Source organism: Kribbella sp. NPDC003557, assembly GCF_040610805.1.
In the GTDB taxonomy this organism is placed as follows: Bacteria; Actinomycetota; Actinomycetes; order Propionibacteriales; family Kribbellaceae; genus Kribbella.
The window spans coordinates 353,421-374,698 of sequence record NZ_JBEXMY010000002.1; the positions used below are offsets into that span (position 1 = coordinate 353,421).

Here is a 21,278-nt window from a genome sequence, read left to right on the forward strand (position 1 = left end):
GACAGAGCGTCTTCCATGACCAGTGACAGCCGGCTGGATCTCGAGTTCGCCTACACGAGCCACGACGACTCCTGCAAGGACCTGTACTCGCCGTACTACTACTGCCGGCGGCCGCGCGGGCACGACGGCGTGCACGCCGCGGGCTACGGCTCGCACCGGCTGCGCTGGGAGCACCGTCCCGATCACCCACCGCACCTGCTGACGTAGAGGCTGCTCGTCTTCTAGTGTTCGCATATGGCCGACACTCCCCTGCGCGCGCTGGTCGCCGACGACGAGGAGCCTGCCCTGGCCGAGCTGGTCTATCTGCTGCAGCAGGACCCCCGGATCGGCCCGATCCGGACGGCCTCGAACGGCCCCGAGGCGCTGAAGATCCTGCAGGCCGCCGACCTGGACGTGGTGTTCTGTGACATCAAGATGCCCGGCCTGGACGGTATCGACCTGGCCCGGGTGCTCTCGAAGTTCGCCAGCCGGCCGCAGATCGTGTTCGTGACGGCGTACGACGAGCACGCGGTCGCGGCGTTCGACCTGGAGGCCACCGACTACGTGATGAAGCCGGTCCGGCAGGAGCGCCTGGCCGAGGCCGTCCGCCGGGTCGTCACCCAGGGCGCGCCGGCCGGCCTGCAGTCACCGGACGAGTCGGAGGACGAGGTGATCGCCGTGGAGCTCGCCGGCGTCACCCGGTTCGTGCAGCGCTCCACGGTCCGGTACGTCGAGGCGCAGGGCGACTACGCCCGCCTGCACACCGGCCAGAACTCACACCTGGTCCGGATACCGCTCAGCACGCTCGAGGAACGGTGGCGGGACGCCGGCTTCACCCGCATCCACCGCAGCACCCTGGTCGCTCTGCAGCATGTGGACGAGATGCGGGTGGACGGCGGCCGCTGCTCGGTCCGGGTCGGTGACGACTGGCTCCCGGTCAGCCGCCGGCACACCCGCGAGCTGCGCGACCTCCTCGTCCGTTCGACCTCACTGAAGTGACATGAGTACGCCGGAAGGACCGCGCAGGGTCCGCGTCACCAGCCCCCGGACCAGCGCGGCCCGGCGTCCGATCATGCCCACCGGTACGCGGGAGATCGACGAGCAGACCCGTCTCGGCCAGGTCTACATGCAGTCGCTGATCCAGTCCCAGCTCCGGCTCACGCTGGCCGTCATCGGTGGCGTCCTGCTCGTGCTGGGCAGCATCCCGCTGCTGTTCTGGCTGGTCCCACCTGCCCGCACGGTGTCCGTCTTCGGCCTGCCGCTGCCGTGGGTGATCCTCGGCATCCTGGTGTACCCGGTGGTGTACGTCGCCGCGCGCATCTACGTCCGGAACGCCGAACGGATCGAGGCCGAGTTCACCGAGTTCGTGGGGCGGCAGTAACGATGTCGCCGGCGATCAGCCTCACCGCGATCGGACTGGTGGTCGTGGCGACGATCGGGATCGGCCTGTTCGGTCTGCGGATCTCCCGAACCACCAGCGACTTCTACGTCGCCAGCCGCGCGGTCAGCCCGCGCTGGAACGCGTCGGCGATCAGCGGCGAGTACCTGTCCGCCGCATCGTTCCTCGGTGTCGCCGGGCTGGTGCTCGTGAACGGCGCCGACATGCTGTGGTTCTCGGTCGGCTACACGGTCGGCTATCTGATGCTGCTCGTCCTCGTGGCCGCTCCGCTGCGCCGATCCGGTGCGTACACGTTGCCGGACTTCGCCGAGACCCGTTTCGAGTCGGCCGCCGTACGCCGGATCTGCGCCGGGCTCGTGGTGGGGATCGGGACGCTGTACCTGCTCCCGCAGCTGCACGGCGCCGGTCTGGCGGTCCAGACGGTCACGGGCGCCCCGCCGCAGGTGGGGGCGGCGATCGTCGCGGTGATCGTGGTGATCAACGTGGCCGCGGGCGGCATGCGGTCGATCACGTTCGTCCAGGCCTTCCAGTACTGGCTCAAGCTCACCGCACTCGCGACGCCGATCTTCGTCATCCTGCTGATGTGGCGCCAGCCGGTCGGCGTCCTCGACTCGTTGCACGGCGCCGCCTCCGCCTGGGCCGAGCCGCTGTCCCGCGCGGGCGGCCGCGACCATCCGCTCTACGCGACCTACTCGTTGCTCCTGGCCCTTTGTTTCGGGACGATGGGCCTCCCGCATGTGCTGGTCCGCTTCTACACGAACCCCGACGGTCGCGCGGCCCGTCGTACGACGGTCGTCGTGCTGGCGCTGCTCGGGCTGTTCTACCTCTTCCCGCCGATGTACGCCGTGCTCGGGCGGATGTTCGCGCCGGACCTCGTCGCGACGGGCGGCGACACCGTCGTCCTCGAGCTGCCCGGCCGAGTTTTCCCTGGTACCACAGGGGATCTGCTCGGTGCGCTGGTCGCGGCGGGCGCGTTCGCGGCGTTCCTGTCGACGTCGTCGGGGCTGACCGTCGCGATCGCCGGAGTGATCGACCAGGACCTGTTGCGCAGCCGGCTGCACCGGTGGACCGGCGGCGACTACGTCGCGGTCAACAGCTTCCGGATCGCGGCACTGATCTCGATGATCGTGCCCTACCTGGCGTTCACGGTGACCGGGTCGCTGAGCCTCGCCGACACCGTCGGACTGGCGTTCGCAGTCGCCGCGTCGACGTTCTGTCCCCTGCTGGTGCTGGGGATCTGGTGGCGGCGGATGTCGACGACGGGCGCCGCAGCCGGGCTGGTCGTCGGCGGGATCGCCGCGAGCGCGGCGGCGTTGGTGAACGTGGCCGGCGCGCCGCAGGGCGGCTGGCCGCGGGCGCTCGTCGGCCAGCCGGCCGCGTGGACGATGCCGCTCGCGTTCGTCACGGTCATCGTGGTCTCCAAACTCACCCCCGACAGCATCCCGGCCGGCGCCGCCCGCTCGATGGTCCGGCTGCACACACCGGAGGCCGTCGACGTCGACCGCGGACTCCCGCCCCGGTGAGACCGTTCGTCGTGTGATTCCTACCGCTCACCGCAGTTGAGCGATCCACCGAGCGACTGGTGTGCTCCGCTGAGCGCTCGACGCGCGTTGGTGCTGTCGGCGGGTCGTGACGCGGGCCACAGTACGGGGCACAGCCGGCTCCATACCGCCCGGCGTGATCCCCCGTTTTGGAGGTCCGCGATGAGTGAGATGCGCGATCGCGAGCTGACGACGTACCGGGATGTCCAGTTGTCACCGGACTTCTCCGAGTTGCGTCGCCGGTTCCGGCGCTTCGTGTTCCCGATGACCGCGTTGTTCCTGGTCTGGTACTTCGTCTACGTCCTGCTCGCCGACTACGCCCACGGCTTCATGTCCCACAAGGTCGCCGGCAACATCACCGTCGCCCTGCTGTTCGGCCTCGGGCAGTTCGTGTCGACGTTCGCGATCACGATGATCTACGTCCGCTGGGCCGACCGGCGGATCGACCCGGACGCCGAGAAGTTGCGCCACCAGATCGAGGGAGAACCGCAGTGACCGCCCCGCTGATGTTGCCGCTGGCAACCGACATCGGTAACCCGACCGTCAACTTCGTGATCTTCGGGCTGTTCGTCGTCGCCACCCTGGCGATCGTGTTCCGGGCGTCGCGGAACAACAAGACGGCGGCCGACTTCTACGCCGGCGGCCGGTCGTTCACCGGCCCGCAGAACGGCATCGCGATCTCCGGCGACTACCTGTCCGCCGCGTCGTTCCTCGGCATCGCCGGCGCGATCGCGCTGAACGGGTACGACGGCTTCCTGTACTCCATCGGCTTCCTGGTGGCGTGGCTGGTCGCGCTGCTGCTGGTCGCCGAACTGCTCCGCAACACCGGCCGGTTCACGATGGCCGATGTGCTGTCGTTCCGGCTCAAGCAGCGGCCGGTCCGGATGGCGGCCGCGATCTCGACCCTCGGCGTCTGCTTCTTCTACCTGCTGGCGCAGATGGCCGGCGCCGGGGGTCTGGTCGCCCTGCTGCTCGGAGTCTCCGGGCGGACCGGGCAGAGCATCGTGATCGCGGTGGTCGGCATCCTGATGATCACCTACGTGCTCGTCGGCGGCATGAAGGGCACCACCTGGGTCCAGATCGTCAAGGCGGTCCTGCTCGTCATCGGCGCCGGGATCATGACGATCTGGGTGCTGGCGAAGTACACCTTCAACCTGTCGAGCCTGCTCGGCGCGGCCGTCGACAACAGCCCGGCGGCAGGCGAGAAGCTGCTCAGCCCGGGTCTGCAGTACGGCGCCACGGGCATCACCAAGCTGGACTTCGTCTCGCTCGCGCTCGCCCTCGTCCTCGGCACCGCCGGCCTGCCGCACGTCCTGATGCGGTTCTACACCGTGCCGGACTCCAAGGAGGCGCGGCGCAGCGTCAGCTGGGCGATCTGGATCATCGGCATCTTCTACCTGTTCACCCTGGTCCTCGGGTACGGCGCCGCCGCGATCGTCGGACCGGACGCGATCAAGGCCGCACCCGGCAAGGCGAACTCGGCCGCGCCGCTGCTCGCCTTCGAGCTCGGCGGCGAGGTGCTGCTCGGCGTCATCTCGGCGGTGGCGTTCGCCACCATCCTGGCCGTGGTCGCCGGTCTGACGATCACCGCCAGCACGTCGTTCGCGCACGACATCTACGGCCAGATCATCAAGAAGGGCCAGATCAGCGGCGACGGCGAGGTCCGGGTCGCGCGGTACACCGCGGTCGTGATCGGCATCGTGGCGATCATCGGCGGCATCTTCGCGAACGGCCAGAACATCGCGTTCCTGGTCGCGCTCGCCTTCGCGGTCGCGGCCAGCGCGAACCTGCCGACGATCCTGTACTCGCTGTTCTGGCGGCGCTTCAACACCCGCGGCGCCCTGTGGAGCATCTACGGCGGTCTGGCCTCGACGATCATCCTGATCGTCTTCAGCCCGGTCGTCTCCGGCAAGGTGGACGCGAAGACCGGCAAGAGCCTGTCGATGATCACCGACACCAGCATCGACTTCCACTGGTTCCCGCTGGACAACCCCGGCATCGTGTCGATCCCGCTGGCGTTCCTGCTCGGCTGGCTGGGCACCGTGACCAGCAAGGAGCAGGTCGACGTCGACCGCTTCGCCGAGATGGAGGTCCGCTCTCTGACCGGCGCCGGCGCCGAGAAGGCGGTCCAGCACTAGAGACCTGTCAGGCAGGCCCTGCTGATTCGACGCGGACCTGCCTGACAGCCCCAACCTCTCCCGAACCGCGGGCGGCCAGGTAGGCGAGCACCTGACCGCCCGCACACATGTCCGGGCGCGTCAGAGTTTGAACTTGAGGGTCGGCCAGAGCTCGTAGAAGGTTTCGCGGGAAGTGTTGCCGCGGGCCTCTTCCGTGGCGTGGAGGCGGCCGTAGGTGAAGGTGTTGCCGCCTTCGGCGTAGACCATGAGGGCCAGGTGGTGGAGGAGCTCCCGGGAGACCACCGAGTCCTGGTGTGCGCCGAGGATCTCCTGGACCTCTTCGGCCCGCGCGGCCAGGCCCCCGGCGTCGTCGCCGAGAACGGGTACGGCGGACTCCGCGGCGTACCGCAGTCGCTTGGCGGCCTTGCGGACCTCGTGCAGCTCGTGGTCCTGCTCGGCGACATCCGGCGCGGCCTTCGACCGGCGTACCGCCTTGCGCATCCGCCGGTAGTCGTGCGAGAGCACGTCCCCGATCTGCTTGCTCGCCTTGCGGTCGTCGTCGCCGATCACCGGCGGCTTCGCGACCAGCTCGTCCAGAGCGTCGAGCAGCCGGAAGTACCGCGGACTCTCCAACGCGGCCAGCGCCCCGGCGCGACCGTCCTTGTACACCTGACGCAGGTGGTCGTCGATCCGCCCCGCGACCCGCCCGATCACCAGCTCGACGGGCTGCTCGGCGACCTCGGCCGCGAAGTGCTCGCGCTGCACCTCCGCGTCCCGGGCGGTCCCGAGCTCACTGGCCAGCCACTTCAGCTCGACCCGCAGTGCGTCACCGGCCTCGCGATCGATCACCGGACGGTACGTCGCCAGCGCCGACCGCAGCCGCCGCGTCGCGACCCGGAACTTGTGGATCGAGTCCGGGACGTCCCGCCGTACCTCGGGATCCCGCTCGCGGATCGCCTGCACCTGTGCCCCGGCGTAGGCCCGGAACAGGTCCGACGTGCGCGGCTTCTTCGGCAGGGTCCAGTCGTCGTACGCCGGGACGCGATCGCCGAGCGCCCGCGCGAGCTTGCTCGGACCGCTCGCCGGCCGGGCGCCCGCGGCGGTCAGCAGCTCACCGGCCTCCTCGAGCAGGGCGCTGTCCCCGCCGACGAGCTCGACCTCCCACTCACGCCAGCTCTCCGGCTCGCTGCCCTCGACCGTCGCGGTCACGTTGTCGTCGGCGAGCTCCGCGAGGACCGCGCCGTCGGCGTCGAGCAGCCGATGGACGATGCGGTGGGTCCGCAACGTCACGACCGGGGTCAACGACCGGTCGCGGACATGCACGCGAACCGTCCGGACCACCGCGATCGGCACGGCCCGCGTGGACCGGCCGAGCGGATGCCGCACCTCGAGCCGCTCGCCGGACGACACCGGGAACTTCACATGCCAGCCGTCGTCCTCGCCGCCGGTGCGCCGGCGCAACGTCACCTTGTGCGCGGCGAGGTCGAGGTCGGCGGTGTCGTAGTAGATCGCCTCCAGGTCGAGTCCGACCGGTTGCGCGACGCTCGCCACCCCGGGCAGCTCGTGCAACGCCGGCAGAATCACAGTCGCGGCGACGTCGTACTTGGTTTCGATCTCGAGCTGCTCGGTCGGGCCCATACCTCTTGTTTACCAGGCGTTCATGAACGCGTCCGCAATTCGGCAATCAGCCGTTCGAGATCGCGGTCGGTGACGCCGCCGACCGTGGGCCGCAATTGCCTGCGCTGGTTGCGATTCAGGCCCCAGCAGACGAGTGCGATCAGAACGAGTAAAGCGATCATGTCCGGCCCACTCCTTTGAAGAACGTGTAGTGGAAGGTGCCGCCGGGTCCGGCGGACTTCTCGAGATCGCGGACGCCCGCGACCCACTCGGCCTCCGTGCACAGACCGGCGGCGAGCGCGCGGCCGCGGACGGACTCGACCATCGCGATGAAGGTCCTGCGGGTGAAGCCGTCGACCAGGTGCGGGAGCGTCTGGTCGGCGTACACGGTGCGCGGCCCGACCTGGACGTCGTCGTACCCGGCCTGTTCGAGCAGCGGCTGCAGCCGACGGCCGATGAGGGAGTCGCCACCCGCCGCGGCCTGGAGGTCGACGAGGCAGTCGATGACGGCCTGGGCGCGCGGGCTGCGCGGGTGAAAGAAGGCGGACTGGTGGTCGCCCTCGATCACGGTGATGGTGCCGCCGGGATTCAGCAGGCCGCGAAGCCGGACCAGGGCGGCGGCAGGGTCGGCGAGGTGCTCGAGGACGAAGCAGACGAAGACGTGGTCGAACTTCTCGCCGCGCAGGTCGTGCAGATCCGCGTGCCGCCACTCGACGGTCGCGCCGGGCGCGTGCTCGGCGACCCGGGCCTTGGCCTGGGCGAGCGACGCCTCGGAGATGTCGATCGAGACCAGGTCGATGCCAGGGCTGCGCGTCACGAGCTGCACGGTCTGCGCGCCAACACCGCAGCCGGCCTCGAGGACGCGGCTGCCCGGCGGATAGCTGGTGCCACCGTGCAGCAGGTCGGCGAGCGTGCCGGCCTGGTCGGTCAGCCGGCGCGTCTCCGCCGGGGTGTAGCCGTGGACGTAGTCGGTTCCCATAACTCCACGGTCGCGCCACAATGGTCCTGTGACCAGGTCCAATCCGGCAGTAAGTGGCAGGTCCAAAGGCGGAGCGGACTTCCTCCAGCTCGACCCGGGCGAAGCGCCGCCCGGCGGTCTCGCGGACTGGCTCACCGACCGTCTCCGGACCGCGATCTCCACTGGCCACCTGCCGGTCGGGACCCGCCTCCCGGCGACCCGCACCCTCGCGACCGACTTGGGCATCTCCCGCGGCGTGGTGACCGAGACCTACCAGCGCCTCACCGAGGACGGCCACGTCGCCGGCCGCGGCCGCTCCGGGACGGTCGTCGTCGCCGCGCCCAGCGTGGACCGCTCGACAGTACGTACTCGTCTACGTACACGCGCCCGCCCGCCTGCCGTGCCGCGCGCAGAGGCCTCGGCAGCCGACACCTCCTGTCCTCCTGCACCGAACCTGCGCGACGCCGGGCTCGCCATCTTCGACAACCTGCGGGAGGCGCCGTCGCGGATCGACCTGACGCCAGGTGTTCCCGACCTGGCCGCGTTCCCGCGCAGCGCCTGGCTCCGGGCGGAGCGAGCAGTGCTGGCCGACCTCGCCTCGACGGAGTTCGGGTACGGCGACCCGGCCGGGACGCCGACGTTGCGGCGGGCGGTCGCCGCGTGGCTGGCGCAGTACCGCGGGATCGCGGCGGACCCGGAGGACCTGATCGTCGTGGCCGGCGTCGCGCAGGCGATCGGCCTCGTGGCGCAACTCCTCGAACAGCACGATGTCGACGCGATCGCGGTCGAGGACCCGGGCTCGCTCGGTTCCCGGCAGCACCTGCAGAACTGGGGCATGCGGACCCCGCCGATCCCGGTCGACGACCGCGGGCTGCGGGTCGATGTACTGCGGGAGTCCGGCGCGCGGGTGGTGATGGCGACACCGGCGCACCACTTCCCGACCGGCGTCGTCCTGGACGGCGAGCGCCGGCGGGAGCTGATCCAGTGGGCGACCGACGGCGGACTGATCATCGAGGACGACTACGACGCCGAGCACCGGTACGACCGTCCGCCGGTTCCGGCGCTCCACGCGATGCTGCCCGACCACGTGATCTACACCGGCAGCGTCTCCAAGCTCCTCGCCCCGGCGCTACGGATCGGGTGGATGCTCGCGCCCCCGCGGTACAAGGACGAACTGATCGCCCGCAAGCGGATGGCGGACCTCGGCAACGCGAGCCTGCCGCAGCTCACCCTCGCGCAGCTGATGGAGTCCGGCGAGCTCGAACGCCAGCTCCGCTTCCTCCGCCGCCGGCACCGCGTCCGCCGCGACGCGATGGTCACGGCCATCCGCGACCATTTGCCTACCGCAACCATTCACGGCGCGGCCGCCGGCCTGCATCTCACCATCACCTTCGAGACCGGCGACGACACCGCCCTGGCCGCGGCCGCCCTGGAAGCCGGCGTCAAGACCCACCCGCTGTCATGGCACTGCCAACTCCCGCACGCCCCCGGGCTCGTCCTCGGGTATGCGGCCCGCACCCCCACCGAGATCACCGAAGCCGTCGCCACGATCGCGAAGGTCAGATCCGCCGCGCGCGAGTGAGCAGAAACAGCAGGTACGGCGCTCCGAGGAACGCCGTCACCAGCCCGACCGGCAGAGCGACCGGAGCGACGACCGTCCTGGCGATCAGGTCGGACGCGACCACGAGCAACGCGCCGATCGCCGCCGGCACGAGCAGTCCGGGCTGCGGGACCAGGCGGCGGGCCAGTTGTGGCGCTACCAGCGCGACGAAACCGATCGGCCCGGCGGCCGCGGTCGCCAGCGCCGCCAGCCCGACGGCGAGCGCGATCAACACCCCGCGAGCCAGCTCGACCCGTCCGCCCAGCGCCCGCGCCAGGTCGTCACCGAGCTCCAGCAACCGCAATGATCGCGTGCAGGCGACCGCCGCCGGCAACCCGACCACGACCGTCGCTGCGACCAGGACGACGTGCGTCCACGACCGGCCGGCCAGGCTCCCAGCGAGCCACATCGACGCGCTCTTCGCCGTGTAGATGTCCGCCAGCGTGAGCAGGTACGCCGTGAGCGAGCCGATGATCGCGGTCACGCCGATCCCTACCAGCACCAGCCGATGCCCGGAAACCCCGTTGCGATAAGCCAGCACGTAGACAGCGAGTGCTGACAGCAACGATCCGGTCAGCGCCCCGAGCGCGATCCAGGCGCTGCCGAGCACGGTGATCATCAGGACGGCGGCCAGCGCGGCGCCGGCGTTGATCCCGATCAGGTCCGGGCTGACCAGCGGGTTCCGCGCGAGGCGCTGGAAGATCGCGCCGGACACCGCGAACGCCGTACCGACGCCGATGCCGACCAGCACGCGGGGCAGCCGGTTGCCGACCACCACGTCGTACGTGATCAGCGTGCCGTGCCCGGACAGGGCCCGGAGGACCTCGGCGAGCGGCAACGCGTAGTCGCCTTGGGTGAGCGCGAAGGCTCCGATCGCCGCCGTGAGCAGCCACGCGAGCGTCGAGACCACCAGGCCTCTCACAGCGCGGCCAGTCGCCGGCGACGGACCAGGGCGATGAACAGCGGCGCACCGATCAGCGCGGTGACGATCCCGACCTGCAGCTCCGCCGGCCGTACGACGATCCGCCCGAGGACGTCGGCCAGCAGCAGGACGATCGGCGCGATCACCATCGACCAGGGCAGCAGGCGGCGGTAGTCCTGCCCGGCCAGGCGGCGCGCGACGTGGGGTACGGCGAGGCCGATGAATCCGATCGGCCCGGCGATCGCGGTCGCCGTACCGGCCAGGATCACGACGGCGAAGCCGGCCAGCACGCGGACCAGGTACATCCGGGTGCCCAACGCCAGCGCCAGGTCGTCGCCGAGCGCGAGCTGGTTGAGGGACCGCCCGAGGACCAGCGCCAGGACGGCGCCGACGGCAACGAACGGCACGGCCTGCGCGACGATCGAACCGCTAGCCAGGGACAGGGAGCCGACCACCCAGAAGCGGTACTCGTTCAGCGTCGAGAGGTCCATCAGCGTCGCCGCCGAGGTGACCGAACCGAGCAACGCGGAAATCGCCGCTCCGGCCAGCGCGAGCTTCACCGGGCCTACGCCGCCGATCAGGTACACGACGACGGTCGCCACCAGGGCTCCGCCCATCGCGAACCACACGTAGCCGGTCAGGCTGTGCACCCCCAGCAGCCCGATCGCACCGACCACGGCCACCGCGGCGCCCGCGTTCACGCCGAGGATGCCCGGATCGGCGAGCGGGTTCCGGGTGACGCCCTGCATCAATCCGCCGGACAACCCGAGTGCGGCCCCGACGAGCAGACCGGCCGCGGTCCGGGGCACTCGCAGATAGCGCACGACTCTGTCGGTGTCGCTGCCGCTGAAGTCCACCAGCGCTCGGTACACGTCCCCCGGCCCGATCCACTGGTTGCCGACGCACAAGGACAGTACGACGACCGCGGCGAGCAGTAGGCAGACCGCGAGCCGCCTCACTTGACCAGGTCGGGATGCAGGATGCGGGCCAGGTTCTCCGTGGTGGAGGCGCCCCGGATCCCGGCAGAGTGGTTGGCGAACAGCCACGGGACGACGTGCTTGCCACGCACCGCTTTGAGATTCGCGAACGCCGGATTGCCGAGGATCTTGGCCACGTCCGGCTGCGACGCGGCCGGAGTCAGCGAGGCGTCACAGCACCCGCTGATCAGCACATAGTCCGGGTCCCGCTTGATGAACTCCTCGACGCTGATCTTCACGTTCCGCTTGGCGGTCAGGTCGGCGAACGCGTTGACGCCGCCCGCCTGCCGGATCAGCACGGTCCCGAAGTCTGGTCCGCCCGAGACCGTGAGGCCGCCGCCCTCCAGTCCGGGCCGGACGATCGCGACCGTCGGCCGCGGCGCGTCCTGCACCGCGGTCGCGACCGCGGCGATCCGGCGCTGCTGGTCGGCGATCACCTGCTCGGCGCGGTCCTCGACGCCGAACAGCCGGCCGAGGTCGCGCAGGTCGGCGTACACGTTGTCCATCGAGACCGTCGACGGGTCGATCGCCTCGTCACCCTTGCCGTCGGCGGTCGGGCAGAGCGGGCTGAAGATCCAGGTCCGGATGCCGAGGTCGGCGAGGCTCTTGCGGCTGCCGAAGCTCGAGTCGCTGCCGGCCGCGCTGAACACGTCGTTGAACCCGGACAGCACGAAGTCCGGGTTGAGGCTGAGCAGTTGCTCGCGGCTCGGCAGGTTCTTGTAGTACTTGGCCTTCGCCTGCGCCGCGGCGTACTCGGGCAGCACCTCCGCGTCCAGGTACGCCGTCCCGACCAGGCGGTCCGAGATCCCCAGCGCATGCGCCATCTCGATCGCCGGCTGGTACGCCGCGAAGACGCGTTGCGGCGGACCGTCGACGGTGACGTCGATGCCGCAGTTCTTGGCGGTGGTGGCCCCGGAGCTCTCGGCGGCCGACGGCGCGCAGCCGGCCAGCAGGCTCAACGACAGGGCAATGGCAAGCAAACGTACGACGGCCATGGGCGGACCGCTCCTCCAGCACCTCGTGGACGGGTCAGTGCCGTGGCCGGTCTCCTGGCTGACGGGTACCGCTTCCGCAGGTCAAACCTTCCCAGCCGCATGCGGCCAGTGGTCTCCACGAGGGAACGACCGACGGACATCCCGATCACAGTGGCGAGGGCCGCGCCGGTTCCGCACCGGCTTCCCGAACACCACGGCGCGGTCACCTTAACACCCGCGACCGGGTCGCAGGTAGCACGCCTCAGCGCGTGTAGACCGGGGACATCGCGAGCGCGAACTGGGTCATCAGGTCCGGGTTGATCCTGCGGGCCGGGAGCGGGACCAGGTCGACGATCTTGTCGTCGCCGACGCGGATCGTCGTCCGGCCGGTGGCGGTGTCGACGTACGCCTCGTCGCCGAGCGGGATCGACTGCGAGGTCGGCGCCTTGCGGAGAGGCGCCATCAGCGCCTTGGCGTCCGGCTCCCGGCGGAGCGAGGTGGACAGCACGCTCGTCGGCGCGATCCAGCCGCAGACCAGGTCGCCGACGAGGGTCTCCGAGTCACGCCGGGCCACCGGGGCTGCGCTCAGCACCTTCTCCGCCGCCGACGAGCCGCGGTCGCAGTCGGAGCGCGTGATCAGCCGCTCGGGCTCAGGCAAACCGGGAGCCTGGCGGACGACCTCCTGGCCGACGGCGACGTACTTCGCGAGCGTGGCCTTCGGGCCGGAGAGCTTGTACAGCTTCCCGTCCAGCAGGAACACCAGGAATGTGCTCGTCCCGTAGCCGCCGTCGCCGACGGTCGCCGGCAGAGCGGGCTCGCGCGGGTTGGCGGCGTACGCCTTCTGGGTCGCCGTCAGCGTCGCCTTCGTGGCCGGGAGCACCGAGACGCCGACCCGCAGCACCGGTCCGTCCGGGACAGTGCTGAGGATGAACTGACAGACGTCGTACGTCGGGATGTCGAACTCGGCCGGCGGGTTCCTGGGCTGGATGTTCGCGGCCGGCACCGCGAGCGTGGTCTGCACCAGCGTCGGGTCCATCCGGGTGCACAAGGTATCCGCGACCTTGGACGTCTCGGACGGCGTCGTGGAGGGCGTCTCCGAGGGTGTCTCCGACGGTGGCGCGCTCGTCGACACCAGCGGCGGGACGCTCGGCGCGGTCTCCGACCCCGGGCCGCTGCAGCCTGCGAGCACCACGGTGGCCAGTGCGGAGACGGTCACTACCCGGCGGATGCGCATGATGGCAAGAACTCTAGCCCGCGGCCCGGAGCTCCCTTTCGCGGACCGCGTGTTCGTCGGTCCGGGAGTCGTACCGCCAGAACTCGCGCAGCCAGACCGACGTCGCGACCACGCCGGCCACGCACATCACGCCGCCGCTGACGATCGCGGTCCGGACCGTGGTGAGGTCGGCGACGAGCCCGGAGCGGGCCTGGCCGCCGAGCGGGCCGAGCGAGTAGCCGAGCATCTCGATCCCGGCCAGCCGCCCACGCATCTCGTCCGGGATCGTCTGGTTCCAGATCACCGACCGGAACAGCACCGAGACCATGTCGCACGCGCCGGCCAGGGCGAAGAACCCGATCGCGAACCAGATGTTCGGCGCCAGCCCGGCGATCCCGACCGCGGCGCCCCAGCCCATCGTGGCCAGCACCACCGCCCGCCCTTGGTGATGCACGTGTTTGGCCCAGCCGCTGGTCAGGCTGGCGCACATCGCCCCGATCGCCTCGGCGCTGTACAGCAGGCCGAGCAGGCGCGGTTCCTTCAGGACGTCCGTCGCGAACGCCGGGAACAGCACGATCGGCATCGCCAGGAACATCCCGACCATGTCGACCAGGTACGTCGCCAGCAGGTCCTTGCGGCGGAACGCGTACACGATCCCCCCGCCGATCGCGCGCAGGCTGGGCGCGGTTGAGTGCTCGGCCGCGCGGTACGAGCCGAGGCGCGCGTAGAGCAGCGTCGCGAAGACGATGCCGGCCAGCTCGACCGAGAACGCCCAGGTCACGCCCACAGACCCGACCAGGACGCCACCCAGGGCCGGACCGGCGAGCTGCCCCACCTGCGAGGTCAGTGAGCTGAGCGCGACCGCGGCCGGGATCTCCTCGTGCTTGACCACCCGCGGCAGGAGCGCCTCCCTGCTCGGCCGCTGCAGCGACGAGGCGACCGCGTTCAGCGCGCCGCAGACGTAGATCAGCCAGACCTGCGGGTTCGGGAGCAGCGTGTTCGCGACCATCAGCGCGGAGATCACGACCTGCGCGAGACCGGTGCCGACGAGCAGTTTGCGGCGCTCCACGTGATCGGCCAGCGCACCGCCGTACAGGCCGAAGACGACCAGCGGGACGATCGTCACCAGGCCCATCGCGCCGACGGCGAAGTTCGAGCCGGTGAGTTGGTACAGCTGGTACGGCAGGGCGACGTACCCGACCATGCCGCCGAGGAAGAACACCGACCCCGCCACCAGCAGGATGCGGAAATCGCGGGAACCACGCCACGGAGTCAGATCGACACGCAACCGGGCCAGCCGCGTGCGGAGACTTGCTGCCACCGGCCCATACTGACAGTTCCGACCGACCTGGACGAACCTGTTTCATCCAGCGGCGGTAGTGGTTGCCCAGGGCGTCAATGCCCGATCAGCGGGAGCAGCGCCGACAGGTCGGTACGTTCGCCGCTGGCGCGGAGTTTGCCGGTCATCCGGGCGTCGGGCCAGGCGATCCGGCCGAGCGCGACGTCGATCCACAACTCCGGGGGCATCTCGATCACCGCGCCCGGTGTCCCGCGGGTGTGTCGCGGGCCCTCGATGCACTGCACCGCGCCGTACGGCGGGACGCGCACCTCGACCGCGTGGCCCGGCGCCTTCGCGACCAGACGTTTCAGCAGTTCCTTCACGAGCAGTTTCAGGTCGGCGCGTTCCGCCGTACCGTCGAGGTAGCGCTGCAAGGCCTGCCGGAACAGGGGGTCGGACAGGGGATCGGACAGGGGGTCGGACATCTCCACGACGTGCCAGCGTACGCGGCAGTTTGCGGAGACGCCCCTCTCGTCAGGGATAATCGGGCCGGAGAGAGGGAAGCGAGGTCGGGATGCTCACGCCCAGGCACCAGGCGCTGCTGATGACGCTGGCGGGAATGACCGTCGGCGTAGCAGTGTTCGGAACGGTCGTCGCCGTGAACGGTGGAAACCCGTTCACCGCCCACGACACGCCCGTGGGGCTCGTGAGTCCGACACCCTCCAGCACGCCCAGCCGCGGCGACGGCCTCCAGGCCGACGGACTGCAGTATGTCGTGCAGAACTTCGGCACCGGCGACGACCCGGTGTCCGCCGAGGTCCCGGCCGGCTGGAAGAGCGCCCAGGGCGGCACCCGGCCGAAATTCCTCGACTCGACCGGTGTCTGGCAGCTCCGGTTCGACACCCGGGGCAGCCAGCAGTCGCCGGAGCAGCTCGTTGCGAACCGTGAGCGCAGCATCGACGAGCCCGGCCTGAAGGTGCTCAGCCGCGACGGCGGCACACTGATCTACACCTACACCGACAAGAGCCGCGGCCCCCGGATGGGTCTGTCGCGCTGGATCTCGCTCGACAACGGCAAGACCTCAGCCGTCGAGATCACCGTCGGCGGCCGCCCGCAGGACGAGGCCGGCCTGCGCGCCGTGCTCCAGCACGCGACCGAAACCATCAAGCTCCCGGTGTCCGACGGCGACGACCGGCCCAACTAGGGCGTGTCTCCCGGTCCCACGCCGTCGCGAGCAGGTGCTCGGCGGAGTGCCTCGGCGACCTGGAGCGGAGGGGTCGATGTGGTTTCATCGTTCCCTTCGCTCCAGGTCGGCGAGGTGCCCGCCGAGTGCCGCGCAGTAGGCGGGGGACCGGGAGACACGCCCTAGCACTTGATGTCGGCGGCCGGGGTGTTGCCCTGCACGAGGTAGCTCTCGACGACGTTCTTCACGCAGGCGTTGCCTGACAGGTACGCCGTATGACCGTCGCCGTCGCGGGTGACCAGAATGCCGCTCTCGAGCTGGTGCGCCAGTCCGACCGCCCACTCGTACGGCGTGGCCGGGTCACGCGTCGTCCCGAGGACCATGATCGGCTTCGCGCCGGCTGCCTTGATCTGGTGCGGTTTGTCGGTCGGCTTCACCGGCCAGTTGATGCAGGACACCGACGACCAGGCCAGGAACTCGCCGAACCGCGGCGATGCCGCCTTGAACTCCGGCACCTCCGCCTGCAACTGCGCGATCGACGTGGCATCCGGCCGGTCCGAGCAGTTGACCGCGATCTGCACCTCGTTCGAGTTGTCGGCGTACCCGGACGGCTTGCGGTCGGTGTACTCGTCAGCGAGCGCGAGCAGCCGGGCACCGTTCCCGGCCAGACCGTCGGCGACGGCGTCCTCGAGCCGCGGCCAGAAGTCCTTCAGGTACAGCGGGTAGACCATGCCGAGGATGACCAGCGCCTGCGTGACCTGGCGCTGCCCGTCGCCGGGAAGCGGGTTCGCGTCGCTGGCCTTGATCAGCTGATCGACCTTCGCCAGCACCTCGTTCTTGCTGCTGCCGAGCTTGCAGGAGCGCTGCGCGCAGTCCTCGGCGAAGGCGTCCAGCGCCTTGTCGAAGCCCTTCGCCTGCGCCATCCCCATCTGCGCGGACGTGATTGCCGGGTCGACGGCGCCGTCCAGCACCATCCGGCCGACGTTCTTCGGGAACAGCTCGGCGTACGTCGCGCCGAGGTACGTGCCGTACGACATGCCCAGGTAGTACAGCTGGGGATCGCCGACGATGCCGCGCAGTACGTCGATGTCGCGGGCCGCGTCCTTCGTGTTCACATGCGGGAGCAGCTGACCGGAGCGCTGCTGGCACCCGGCCGCGAAGGCCTTGGCCTGCTCGTCCAGGTCGGCGACCTCGGCGGCGTTGTCCGGGCTGCCGTCCGCGGCGATCATCGCGTCCAGCTGGGCGGTGTCCAGGCACCGCACCGGCGTGGACTCGCCGACACCGCGCGGGTCCCAGCCGATGATGTCGAACTTGCGCAGCAACGACGAGCCGAACAGCATCGGCACCTGCGCCGCGAACTCCTGCCCGGAGGCGCCGGGACCGCCCGGGTTGATGAACAGCGTGCCGAGCCGCCCGCCGCGATCCCGCGCCAGCACCTTCCGGGCCCGCAGCTCGATCGTCTGGCCGGTGGGCTTGGTGTAGTCCAGCGGGACCTCGATGGTCGCGCACTGCTGGTTCGAACCGCAGCGCTCCCAGTCCGGCTTCTGCTGGTAGAACTTGTCCAGCCCCGCCGGGATCGGCCCCACCGGCCCGCTGGGCGGGTTGCTGCCGACGCCAGGCGCCGTACCGTCGCCGGCGTCCTGCGCCCGGCTCGCTACACCGCATCCGCTCGCGAGCACCGCAAGAGTTGCCACCAGTACGGTCGACCTGCGGAATCTCACTGCGCGGATTCTCCCTCGTCGTCGTGATGCAGGCGGCGCCGCCGGCGTGGCTTGCGCACCCGCCGCTCGGCCCGGGTCTCGGTGCGCTGGTCGTCTTCTGGCGTATCGGGCGTTGCCGGCGTGTCGGGCGTTGCCGGCGTTGCTCGCGTTTCGGGCGTTGCTGGTGTTTCCCGGGGCTCTCGCGTTTCCGGGGTTTCCGGCGTTGTCCTGGTTTCCGCCGGTTTCCGGGTTTCCGCCGGTTTCCGGGTTTCCGCCGGTTTCCGGGTTTCCGCCGGTTTCCGGGCTTCCGGAGTTTCCGGCGTTTCCGGCGTTTCCGGTACGACGGGCGCTGCGTCCGGGGTCGTCGTACCGGACGCCTCGTACTGCTGCCGCGGCGAGCAGACGTCCGCCCGGCTGCACGCGCACCGCCGGCCCGACGCCGCGAGCCGCACCACCACGGTGTCGCTCGGCACGTTGTGCCCGACCACCACTCCATCACCCGCAGGGGTCTCCACCGCGGACCCGACCGCCGGCGCCTTCGCGTTGAACTCCTGGTAGAGCGGGTGCTCGTACTTCAAGCAGCACATCAGCCGCCCGCACGCCCCGGAGATCTTCAACGGATTCAGCGGCAGATCCTGATCCTTCGCCATCCGCACACTGACCGGCTCGAAGTCCTTCAGGAACGTCGCACAACACAGATCCCGCCCGCACGGCCCGATCCCACCCTGCAGCCGCGCCTCGTCGCGCGCACCGACCTGCCTGAGCTCGATCCGCGCCCGCAACGCGCGAGCCAGATCCCGCACCAGCTCACGGAAATCCACCCGGTGCGGCGCGGAGAAGTACACGATCACCAACTGGTCCACGTCCGGCCGCCGGTCGACGAAGTCGATCCCGACCACCTTCATCGGCAACCCGTGCTCCCGGATCGTCCGCTTGGCGATCACCCGCGCATCCGCCCGCCGCTGCCGGTTCTGCTCGTCCCGGTCCAGATCCGCGTCCGTCGCGATCCCCGCACACAACGGCAACCCGCCGACGTCCTCGGTCACGTACTGCGGAGCCCACACACACTCCGCAACCTCAGGCCCGTCGTCGGTAGGCACCAGCACCTTGTCCCCCACCCGGGGCCGAAAGTCACCCGGATCAAGGTAGTAAAGCCGCCCGTACCGCTCGAACGACACCGCCATCACCATACCCACGCCGTCAGAGTACTTCCCGCAGTAACCCCCCGCCCGCCCCACAGGCCCACCCCGCGTGCCCGACAGCCAACCCCCGCGTGCTCCGCAGGCGCTAACCTCGTCGCTCCGCTCCTCACCGCGCCCACTCTGCGCGCTCCCACCCACCCCCCGCTAGCGCGGTTCTTTCTGTTTCCGGCTCCCGCCGGGGTAGTTGCGGCTGGCGCCGCGGGTTTCCGGCTGCCGCCGGGGTTCTGCGGCTCACGCCGCGGGCTTCGGCTCCCGCCGGGGTATTGCGGCTGACGCCGCGGGCTTCCGGCTGCCGCCGGGGTTCTGCGGCTCACGCCGCGGGCTTCGGCTCCCGCCGGGGTAGTTGCGGCTGACGCCGCAGGTTCCGGCTCCCGACGGGGTAGTTGCGGCTGGCGCCGCAGGTTCCGGCTCCCGCCGGGTAGTTCCGGCTGACGCCGCGGGTTTCCGGCTGGCGCCGGGTAGTTCCGGCAGACGCCGCTGGTTCCCGGCTGGCGCCGTGAGTTTGCGGCTGACGCCGCGATTTGCTGGCGCCGCCTGCTGGTTGCGAGCTGCCGCTCGCGCTCGACTACCCGAGCCGGCGCTCGTCGCAGCCGACGGCACTGACGGGGTGCAGCCGTCCAAGCAGGCGGCGCGCCACGCAGGTGGTGGCTTCGCCGCCTGGCTGCCCCACTGCGCGCTTGCGCCAGGCACACGCAAGCACTTGGGCTGCCACCCGGAGGATCATGTCCGGCTCGCGCCTGGTGCCCCGCTACTGCCGGAGTCGTGACTGATTCGTCGGCCGGTGGCGGCGAGCTGCTGACGTCGACACGTCGGCGCTCGAACCAGCTCCCACCAGCGCGGTCCACGGGCCTGAGCGCGGGGCCCTGGCAGTCACCCTCAAGCGCCAGCTCGCAACCAGCTGCGGAAGCAGCAACCCGGCGGCGCCAGCCGCAACAAGCGGGCGGCAGCCGGCACCTCCGCGGCGCCAGCCGCAACAAGCCGGCGCCAGCCGGAAACCCGCGGCGGTAGCCGCAACTCCCGGCGCCAGCTGGAACCAGAAAGAACCGCGCTAAGCGGGGGGGTGGGTGGGAGCGCGCGGAGTGGGCGCGGTGAGGAGCGGAGCGACGAGGTAAGCGCCTGCGGAGCACGCGGGGGGCTTTCTCCACATGCGCGAGGCTGTCTACACGTACGGCTGCTAGCGGTGGCTGTCTTTGACGGTCTTCGTGAGGGGTTCGTCGTTGGGGCCGTAGGCGGCGCAGACGACTAGGCGGTCTTCGTCGTTCCAGAGTTTCTCGGTGGGGGTCCAGTAGTACGGCTCGAGTTCGGAGGTCGACGGGGGCTTGCCGACGTACTTCGTGAACAGCGGGGTGCACGCGCGGTCCGCCGCCTCTTCGATGGCGTTGTCGCCGGGCCAGGGGCCGTCGGGGAGGGTGGCGTTGCCGATGATTTCGCCGTCGTGGGCGGCGATGCAGGGCTGGCGGACAACCTCGTCCTCGGTTTTGCCCGCATCGTCGAAGCATTCACCGACGGCCAGGTCGTCGACTGTGACGATCGGGCCGTTCGAGTACGACGACACCGGGTCCGGCGCGCCGTAGTCGTCGTCGGACGACGAGCCGAACGCGATCACCAGGCCGAACAGCAGCACGTATCCGATCGTCACCAGCGATCCGATCACCAGACCGGCGATCGCCATGCCCTTGCCTTCTTGCCCGCGGCGCTTGATCTGTACCAGCGCCGCGATGCCGAGGCCGATCGCCACTGGCGCGGCCAGTCCGACCACGAGCCCGCCGAGCGCGGTGACGAGCGAGGCGGTCGCCAGCGCGTTCGTCCCGCCCGAGCCGCTGTACCCGTAGCCGCCGTAGCCATAGCCGTATCCGTACGGCCCCGGAGACTGCCCGTACGCCGACGGATACTGCCCCGGCCCGTACCCGGCCCCATAAGCCGGCCCCTGCTGCCCGTACCCAGCCGCCCCACCCGAAGCCTGCCCGTACTGCCCAGCCCCAGCCGACCCAGCCCCGTACTGCCCGTAGCCGCTCTGCCCGGCCCCGGTCTGTCCATAGCTCGTCTGCCCGGCCCCGGTTTGCCCGTAGCTGGTCTGCCCCGCTCCGGCCTGGCCGTACGACTGCCTGTCCTGCGCCTGCCCGTACGAGGCTTGCCCGTACGACGTCTGCGCGTACGACGACTGCCCGCCGCCCGTCTGGCCGTACCCAGCCGGCCCGAGCCCGGTCTGCCCGTACGCCTGCGCTTGGCCGTAAGCCGTCTGCCCGTGGGTGGTCTGCCCGTGGGTGGTCTGCTCGCCACCTACCTGGCCGTGCCCGGTCTGCCCCGCCCCGGCCTGCCCGTACGCCTGCGATTGCCCGTACGGCGACTGGCCGTAAGCGGTCTCCCTGCCACTCGTCCCGAACTCGGTCTGCCCGTACGGCGACGCGGGCTGCCCCGGCGACGCCCACGGTGACCCGCCCTCTCCACCAGCGGCACCAGCACCCCAAGCAGAACCCGACAACCCGCCAGCCCCGGCAGAACCTGCGGCACCCACAGTCCCGCCAGCGCCCTCAGCACCGAGTTCGCCCGACGCCTGGGCAGCATCCGACGCGCGGCCGGCACCGCCATCACTTGACGCCTCGTCCGCCCGCCCGTA

Annotated in this window: 20 protein-coding genes and 1 riboswitch; of the genes, 8 read left to right on the forward strand and 12 right to left on the reverse strand. The window is 70.5% G+C overall.

Annotation, left to right across the window (positions count from 1 at the left end):
* Positions 1-15 precede the first annotated feature (15 nt).
* The 6 genes from ABZW60_RS07630 to ABZW60_RS07655 all read left to right on the forward strand — a co-directional run bounded on the left by ABZW60_RS07630 (position 16) and on the right by ABZW60_RS07655 (position 5,057).
* On the forward strand, positions 16-207 hold the full coding sequence (locus ABZW60_RS07630) for a hypothetical protein (protein WP_355474934.1): 192 nt from the start codon (positions 16-18) through the stop codon (positions 205-207).
* A gap of 27 nt (positions 208-234) precedes the next feature.
* The gene (locus ABZW60_RS07635) at positions 235-978 is read left to right on the forward strand and encodes a LytTR family DNA-binding domain-containing protein (RefSeq protein WP_355474935.1); all 744 of its coding nucleotides are present in this window, start codon (positions 235-237) and stop codon (positions 976-978) included.
* A 1-nt stretch (position 979) separates the two neighbouring features.
* Complete coding sequence (locus tag ABZW60_RS07640; RefSeq protein WP_355474936.1) at positions 980-1,360, forward strand: hypothetical protein; 381 nt, start codon at positions 980-982, stop codon at positions 1,358-1,360.
* 2 nt (positions 1,361-1,362) lie between these two features.
* Positions 1,363-2,901, forward strand: a complete 1,539-nt coding sequence (locus ABZW60_RS07645; RefSeq protein WP_355474937.1) for a cation acetate symporter — start codon at positions 1,363-1,365, stop codon at positions 2,899-2,901.
* A gap of 180 nt (positions 2,902-3,081) precedes the next feature.
* Positions 3,082-3,414 carry a DUF485 domain-containing protein gene (locus tag ABZW60_RS07650; protein ID WP_355474938.1) on the forward strand — a complete coding sequence of 111 codons (333 nt, stop codon included), beginning with the start codon at positions 3,082-3,084 and terminating at the stop codon, positions 3,412-3,414.
* A gap of 11 nt (positions 3,415-3,425) precedes the next feature.
* Positions 3,426-5,057, forward strand: coding sequence for a cation acetate symporter (locus ABZW60_RS07655; protein ID WP_355475849.1), 1,632 nt, complete (start codon positions 3,426-3,428; stop codon positions 5,055-5,057).
* 120 nt (positions 5,058-5,177) lie between these two features.
* On the opposite strand, the gene ABZW60_RS07660 is transcribed toward ABZW60_RS07655, so the two are convergent.
* From ABZW60_RS07660 to ABZW60_RS07670, 3 genes are read right to left on the reverse strand one after another with little or no spacing between them, the layout of a single operon-like run.
* Positions 5,178-6,674, reverse strand: a complete 1,497-nt coding sequence (locus ABZW60_RS07660) for a CYTH and CHAD domain-containing protein (protein WP_355474939.1) — start codon at positions 6,672-6,674, stop codon at positions 5,178-5,180.
* Positions 6,675-6,694: 20 nt separating this feature from the next.
* Complete coding sequence (locus ABZW60_RS07665; RefSeq protein ID WP_355474940.1) at positions 6,695-6,835, reverse strand: hypothetical protein; 141 nt, start codon at positions 6,833-6,835, stop codon at positions 6,695-6,697.
* Positions 6,832-7,632, reverse strand: a complete 801-nt coding sequence (locus ABZW60_RS07670) for a methyltransferase (protein WP_355474941.1) — start codon at positions 7,630-7,632, stop codon at positions 6,832-6,834. Before ABZW60_RS07670 ends, ABZW60_RS07665 begins: the two co-directional genes overlap by 4 nt.
* Before the next feature lie 28 nt (positions 7,633-7,660).
* Between ABZW60_RS07670 and ABZW60_RS07675 the strand changes: the two genes are divergently transcribed.
* Entirely contained in the window at positions 7,661-9,193 is a 1,533-nt protein-coding gene (locus ABZW60_RS07675) for a PLP-dependent aminotransferase family protein (protein WP_355474942.1), read from the forward strand.
* Here the strand turns inward: ABZW60_RS07675 and ABZW60_RS07680 are convergent.
* The 6 genes from ABZW60_RS07680 to ABZW60_RS07705 form a co-directional block, all read right to left on the reverse strand.
* Complete coding sequence (locus ABZW60_RS07680) at positions 9,171-10,133, reverse strand: iron chelate uptake ABC transporter family permease subunit (RefSeq protein WP_355474943.1); 963 nt, start codon at positions 10,131-10,133, stop codon at positions 9,171-9,173. The two genes, ABZW60_RS07675 and ABZW60_RS07680, sit on opposite strands and share 23 nt — an antisense overlap.
* Positions 10,130-11,092: an iron ABC transporter permease gene (locus ABZW60_RS07685; RefSeq protein ID WP_355474944.1), complete on the reverse strand. Its 963-nt coding sequence runs from the start codon at positions 11,090-11,092 to the stop codon at positions 10,130-10,132. The genes ABZW60_RS07680 and ABZW60_RS07685 overlap by 4 nt, the downstream gene beginning before the upstream one ends.
* Positions 11,089-12,105, reverse strand: coding sequence for an ABC transporter substrate-binding protein (locus ABZW60_RS07690; RefSeq protein ID WP_355474945.1), 1,017 nt, complete (start codon positions 12,103-12,105; stop codon positions 11,089-11,091). Before ABZW60_RS07690 ends, ABZW60_RS07685 begins: the two co-directional genes overlap by 4 nt.
* A gap of 26 nt (positions 12,106-12,131) precedes the next feature.
* A riboswitch (cobalamin riboswitch) is annotated at positions 12,132-12,316 on the reverse strand.
* Positions 12,317-12,346: 30 nt separating this feature from the next.
* The gene (locus tag ABZW60_RS07695; RefSeq protein ID WP_355474946.1) at positions 12,347-13,318 is read right to left on the reverse strand and encodes a hypothetical protein; all 972 of its coding nucleotides are present in this window, start codon (positions 13,316-13,318) and stop codon (positions 12,347-12,349) included.
* A 13-nt stretch (positions 13,319-13,331) separates the two neighbouring features.
* Positions 13,332-14,618: an MFS transporter gene (locus ABZW60_RS07700; protein ID WP_355474947.1), complete on the reverse strand. Its 1,287-nt coding sequence runs from the start codon at positions 14,616-14,618 to the stop codon at positions 13,332-13,334.
* 74 nt (positions 14,619-14,692) lie between these two features.
* Positions 14,693-15,061, reverse strand: a complete 369-nt coding sequence (locus ABZW60_RS07705; protein WP_355474948.1) for a sterol carrier family protein — start codon at positions 15,059-15,061, stop codon at positions 14,693-14,695.
* Positions 15,062-15,150: 89 nt separating this feature from the next.
* On the opposite strand from ABZW60_RS07705, the gene ABZW60_RS07710 reads away from it, so the two are divergent.
* Positions 15,151-15,780: a hypothetical protein gene (locus tag ABZW60_RS07710; protein ID WP_355474949.1), complete on the forward strand. Its 630-nt coding sequence runs from the start codon at positions 15,151-15,153 to the stop codon at positions 15,778-15,780.
* Between the two features lie 161 nt (positions 15,781-15,941).
* On the opposite strand, the gene ABZW60_RS07715 is transcribed toward ABZW60_RS07710, so the two are convergent.
* The 3 genes from ABZW60_RS07715 to ABZW60_RS07725 all read right to left on the reverse strand — a co-directional run bounded on the left by ABZW60_RS07715 (position 15,942) and on the right by ABZW60_RS07725 (position 21,143).
* On the reverse strand, positions 15,942-17,480 hold the full coding sequence (locus tag ABZW60_RS07715; protein WP_355474950.1) for an alpha/beta hydrolase: 1,539 nt from the start codon (positions 17,478-17,480) through the stop codon (positions 15,942-15,944).
* Complete coding sequence (ricT, locus tag ABZW60_RS07720) at positions 17,477-18,649, reverse strand: regulatory iron-sulfur-containing complex subunit RicT (protein WP_355475851.1); 1,173 nt, start codon at positions 18,647-18,649, stop codon at positions 17,477-17,479. The genes ABZW60_RS07715 and ricT overlap by 4 nt, the downstream gene beginning before the upstream one ends.
* 1,186 nt (positions 18,650-19,835) lie before the next feature.
* On the reverse strand, positions 19,836-21,143 hold the full coding sequence (locus tag ABZW60_RS07725; RefSeq protein ID WP_355474951.1) for a DUF4190 domain-containing protein: 1,308 nt from the start codon (positions 21,141-21,143) through the stop codon (positions 19,836-19,838).
* Between the last annotated feature and the right edge of the window lie 135 nt (positions 21,144-21,278).

Excerpts from the sequence above, each read along its gene's own strand:
- ABZW60_RS07630 (WP_355474934.1), top strand. The coding sequence starts at position 16 with ATGACCAGTGACAGCCGGCTGGATCTCGAGTTCGCCTACACGAGCCAC.
- ABZW60_RS07635 (WP_355474935.1), top strand. The coding sequence starts at position 235 with ATGGCCGACACTCCCCTGCGCGCGCTGGTCGCCGACGACGAGGAGCCT.
- ABZW60_RS07640 (WP_355474936.1), top strand. The coding sequence starts at position 980 with ATGAGTACGCCGGAAGGACCGCGCAGGGTCCGCGTCACCAGCCCCCGG.
- ABZW60_RS07645 (WP_355474937.1), top strand. The coding sequence starts at position 1,363 with ATGTCGCCGGCGATCAGCCTCACCGCGATCGGACTGGTGGTCGTGGCG.
- ABZW60_RS07650 (WP_355474938.1), top strand. The coding sequence starts at position 3,082 with ATGAGTGAGATGCGCGATCGCGAGCTGACGACGTACCGGGATGTCCAG.
- ABZW60_RS07655 (WP_355475849.1), top strand. The coding sequence starts at position 3,426 with ATGTTGCCGCTGGCAACCGACATCGGTAACCCGACCGTCAACTTCGTG.
- ABZW60_RS07660 (WP_355474939.1), bottom strand. The coding sequence starts at position 6,674 with ATGGGCCCGACCGAGCAGCTCGAGATCGAAACCAAGTACGACGTCGCC.
- ABZW60_RS07665 (WP_355474940.1), bottom strand. The coding sequence starts at position 6,835 with ATGATCGCTTTACTCGTTCTGATCGCACTCGTCTGCTGGGGCCTGAAT.
- ABZW60_RS07670 (WP_355474941.1), bottom strand. The coding sequence starts at position 7,632 with ATGGGAACCGACTACGTCCACGGCTACACCCCGGCGGAGACGCGCCGG.
- ABZW60_RS07690 (WP_355474945.1), bottom strand. The coding sequence starts at position 12,105 with ATGGCCGTCGTACGTTTGCTTGCCATTGCCCTGTCGTTGAGCCTGCTG.
- ABZW60_RS07695 (WP_355474946.1), bottom strand. The coding sequence starts at position 13,318 with ATGCGCATCCGCCGGGTAGTGACCGTCTCCGCACTGGCCACCGTGGTG.
- ABZW60_RS07705 (WP_355474948.1), bottom strand. The coding sequence starts at position 15,061 with ATGTCCGACCCCCTGTCCGATCCCCTGTCCGACCCCCTGTTCCGGCAG.
- ABZW60_RS07710 (WP_355474949.1), top strand. The coding sequence starts at position 15,151 with ATGCTCACGCCCAGGCACCAGGCGCTGCTGATGACGCTGGCGGGAATG.
- ricT (WP_355475851.1), bottom strand. The coding sequence starts at position 18,649 with ATGGTGATGGCGGTGTCGTTCGAGCGGTACGGGCGGCTTTACTACCTT.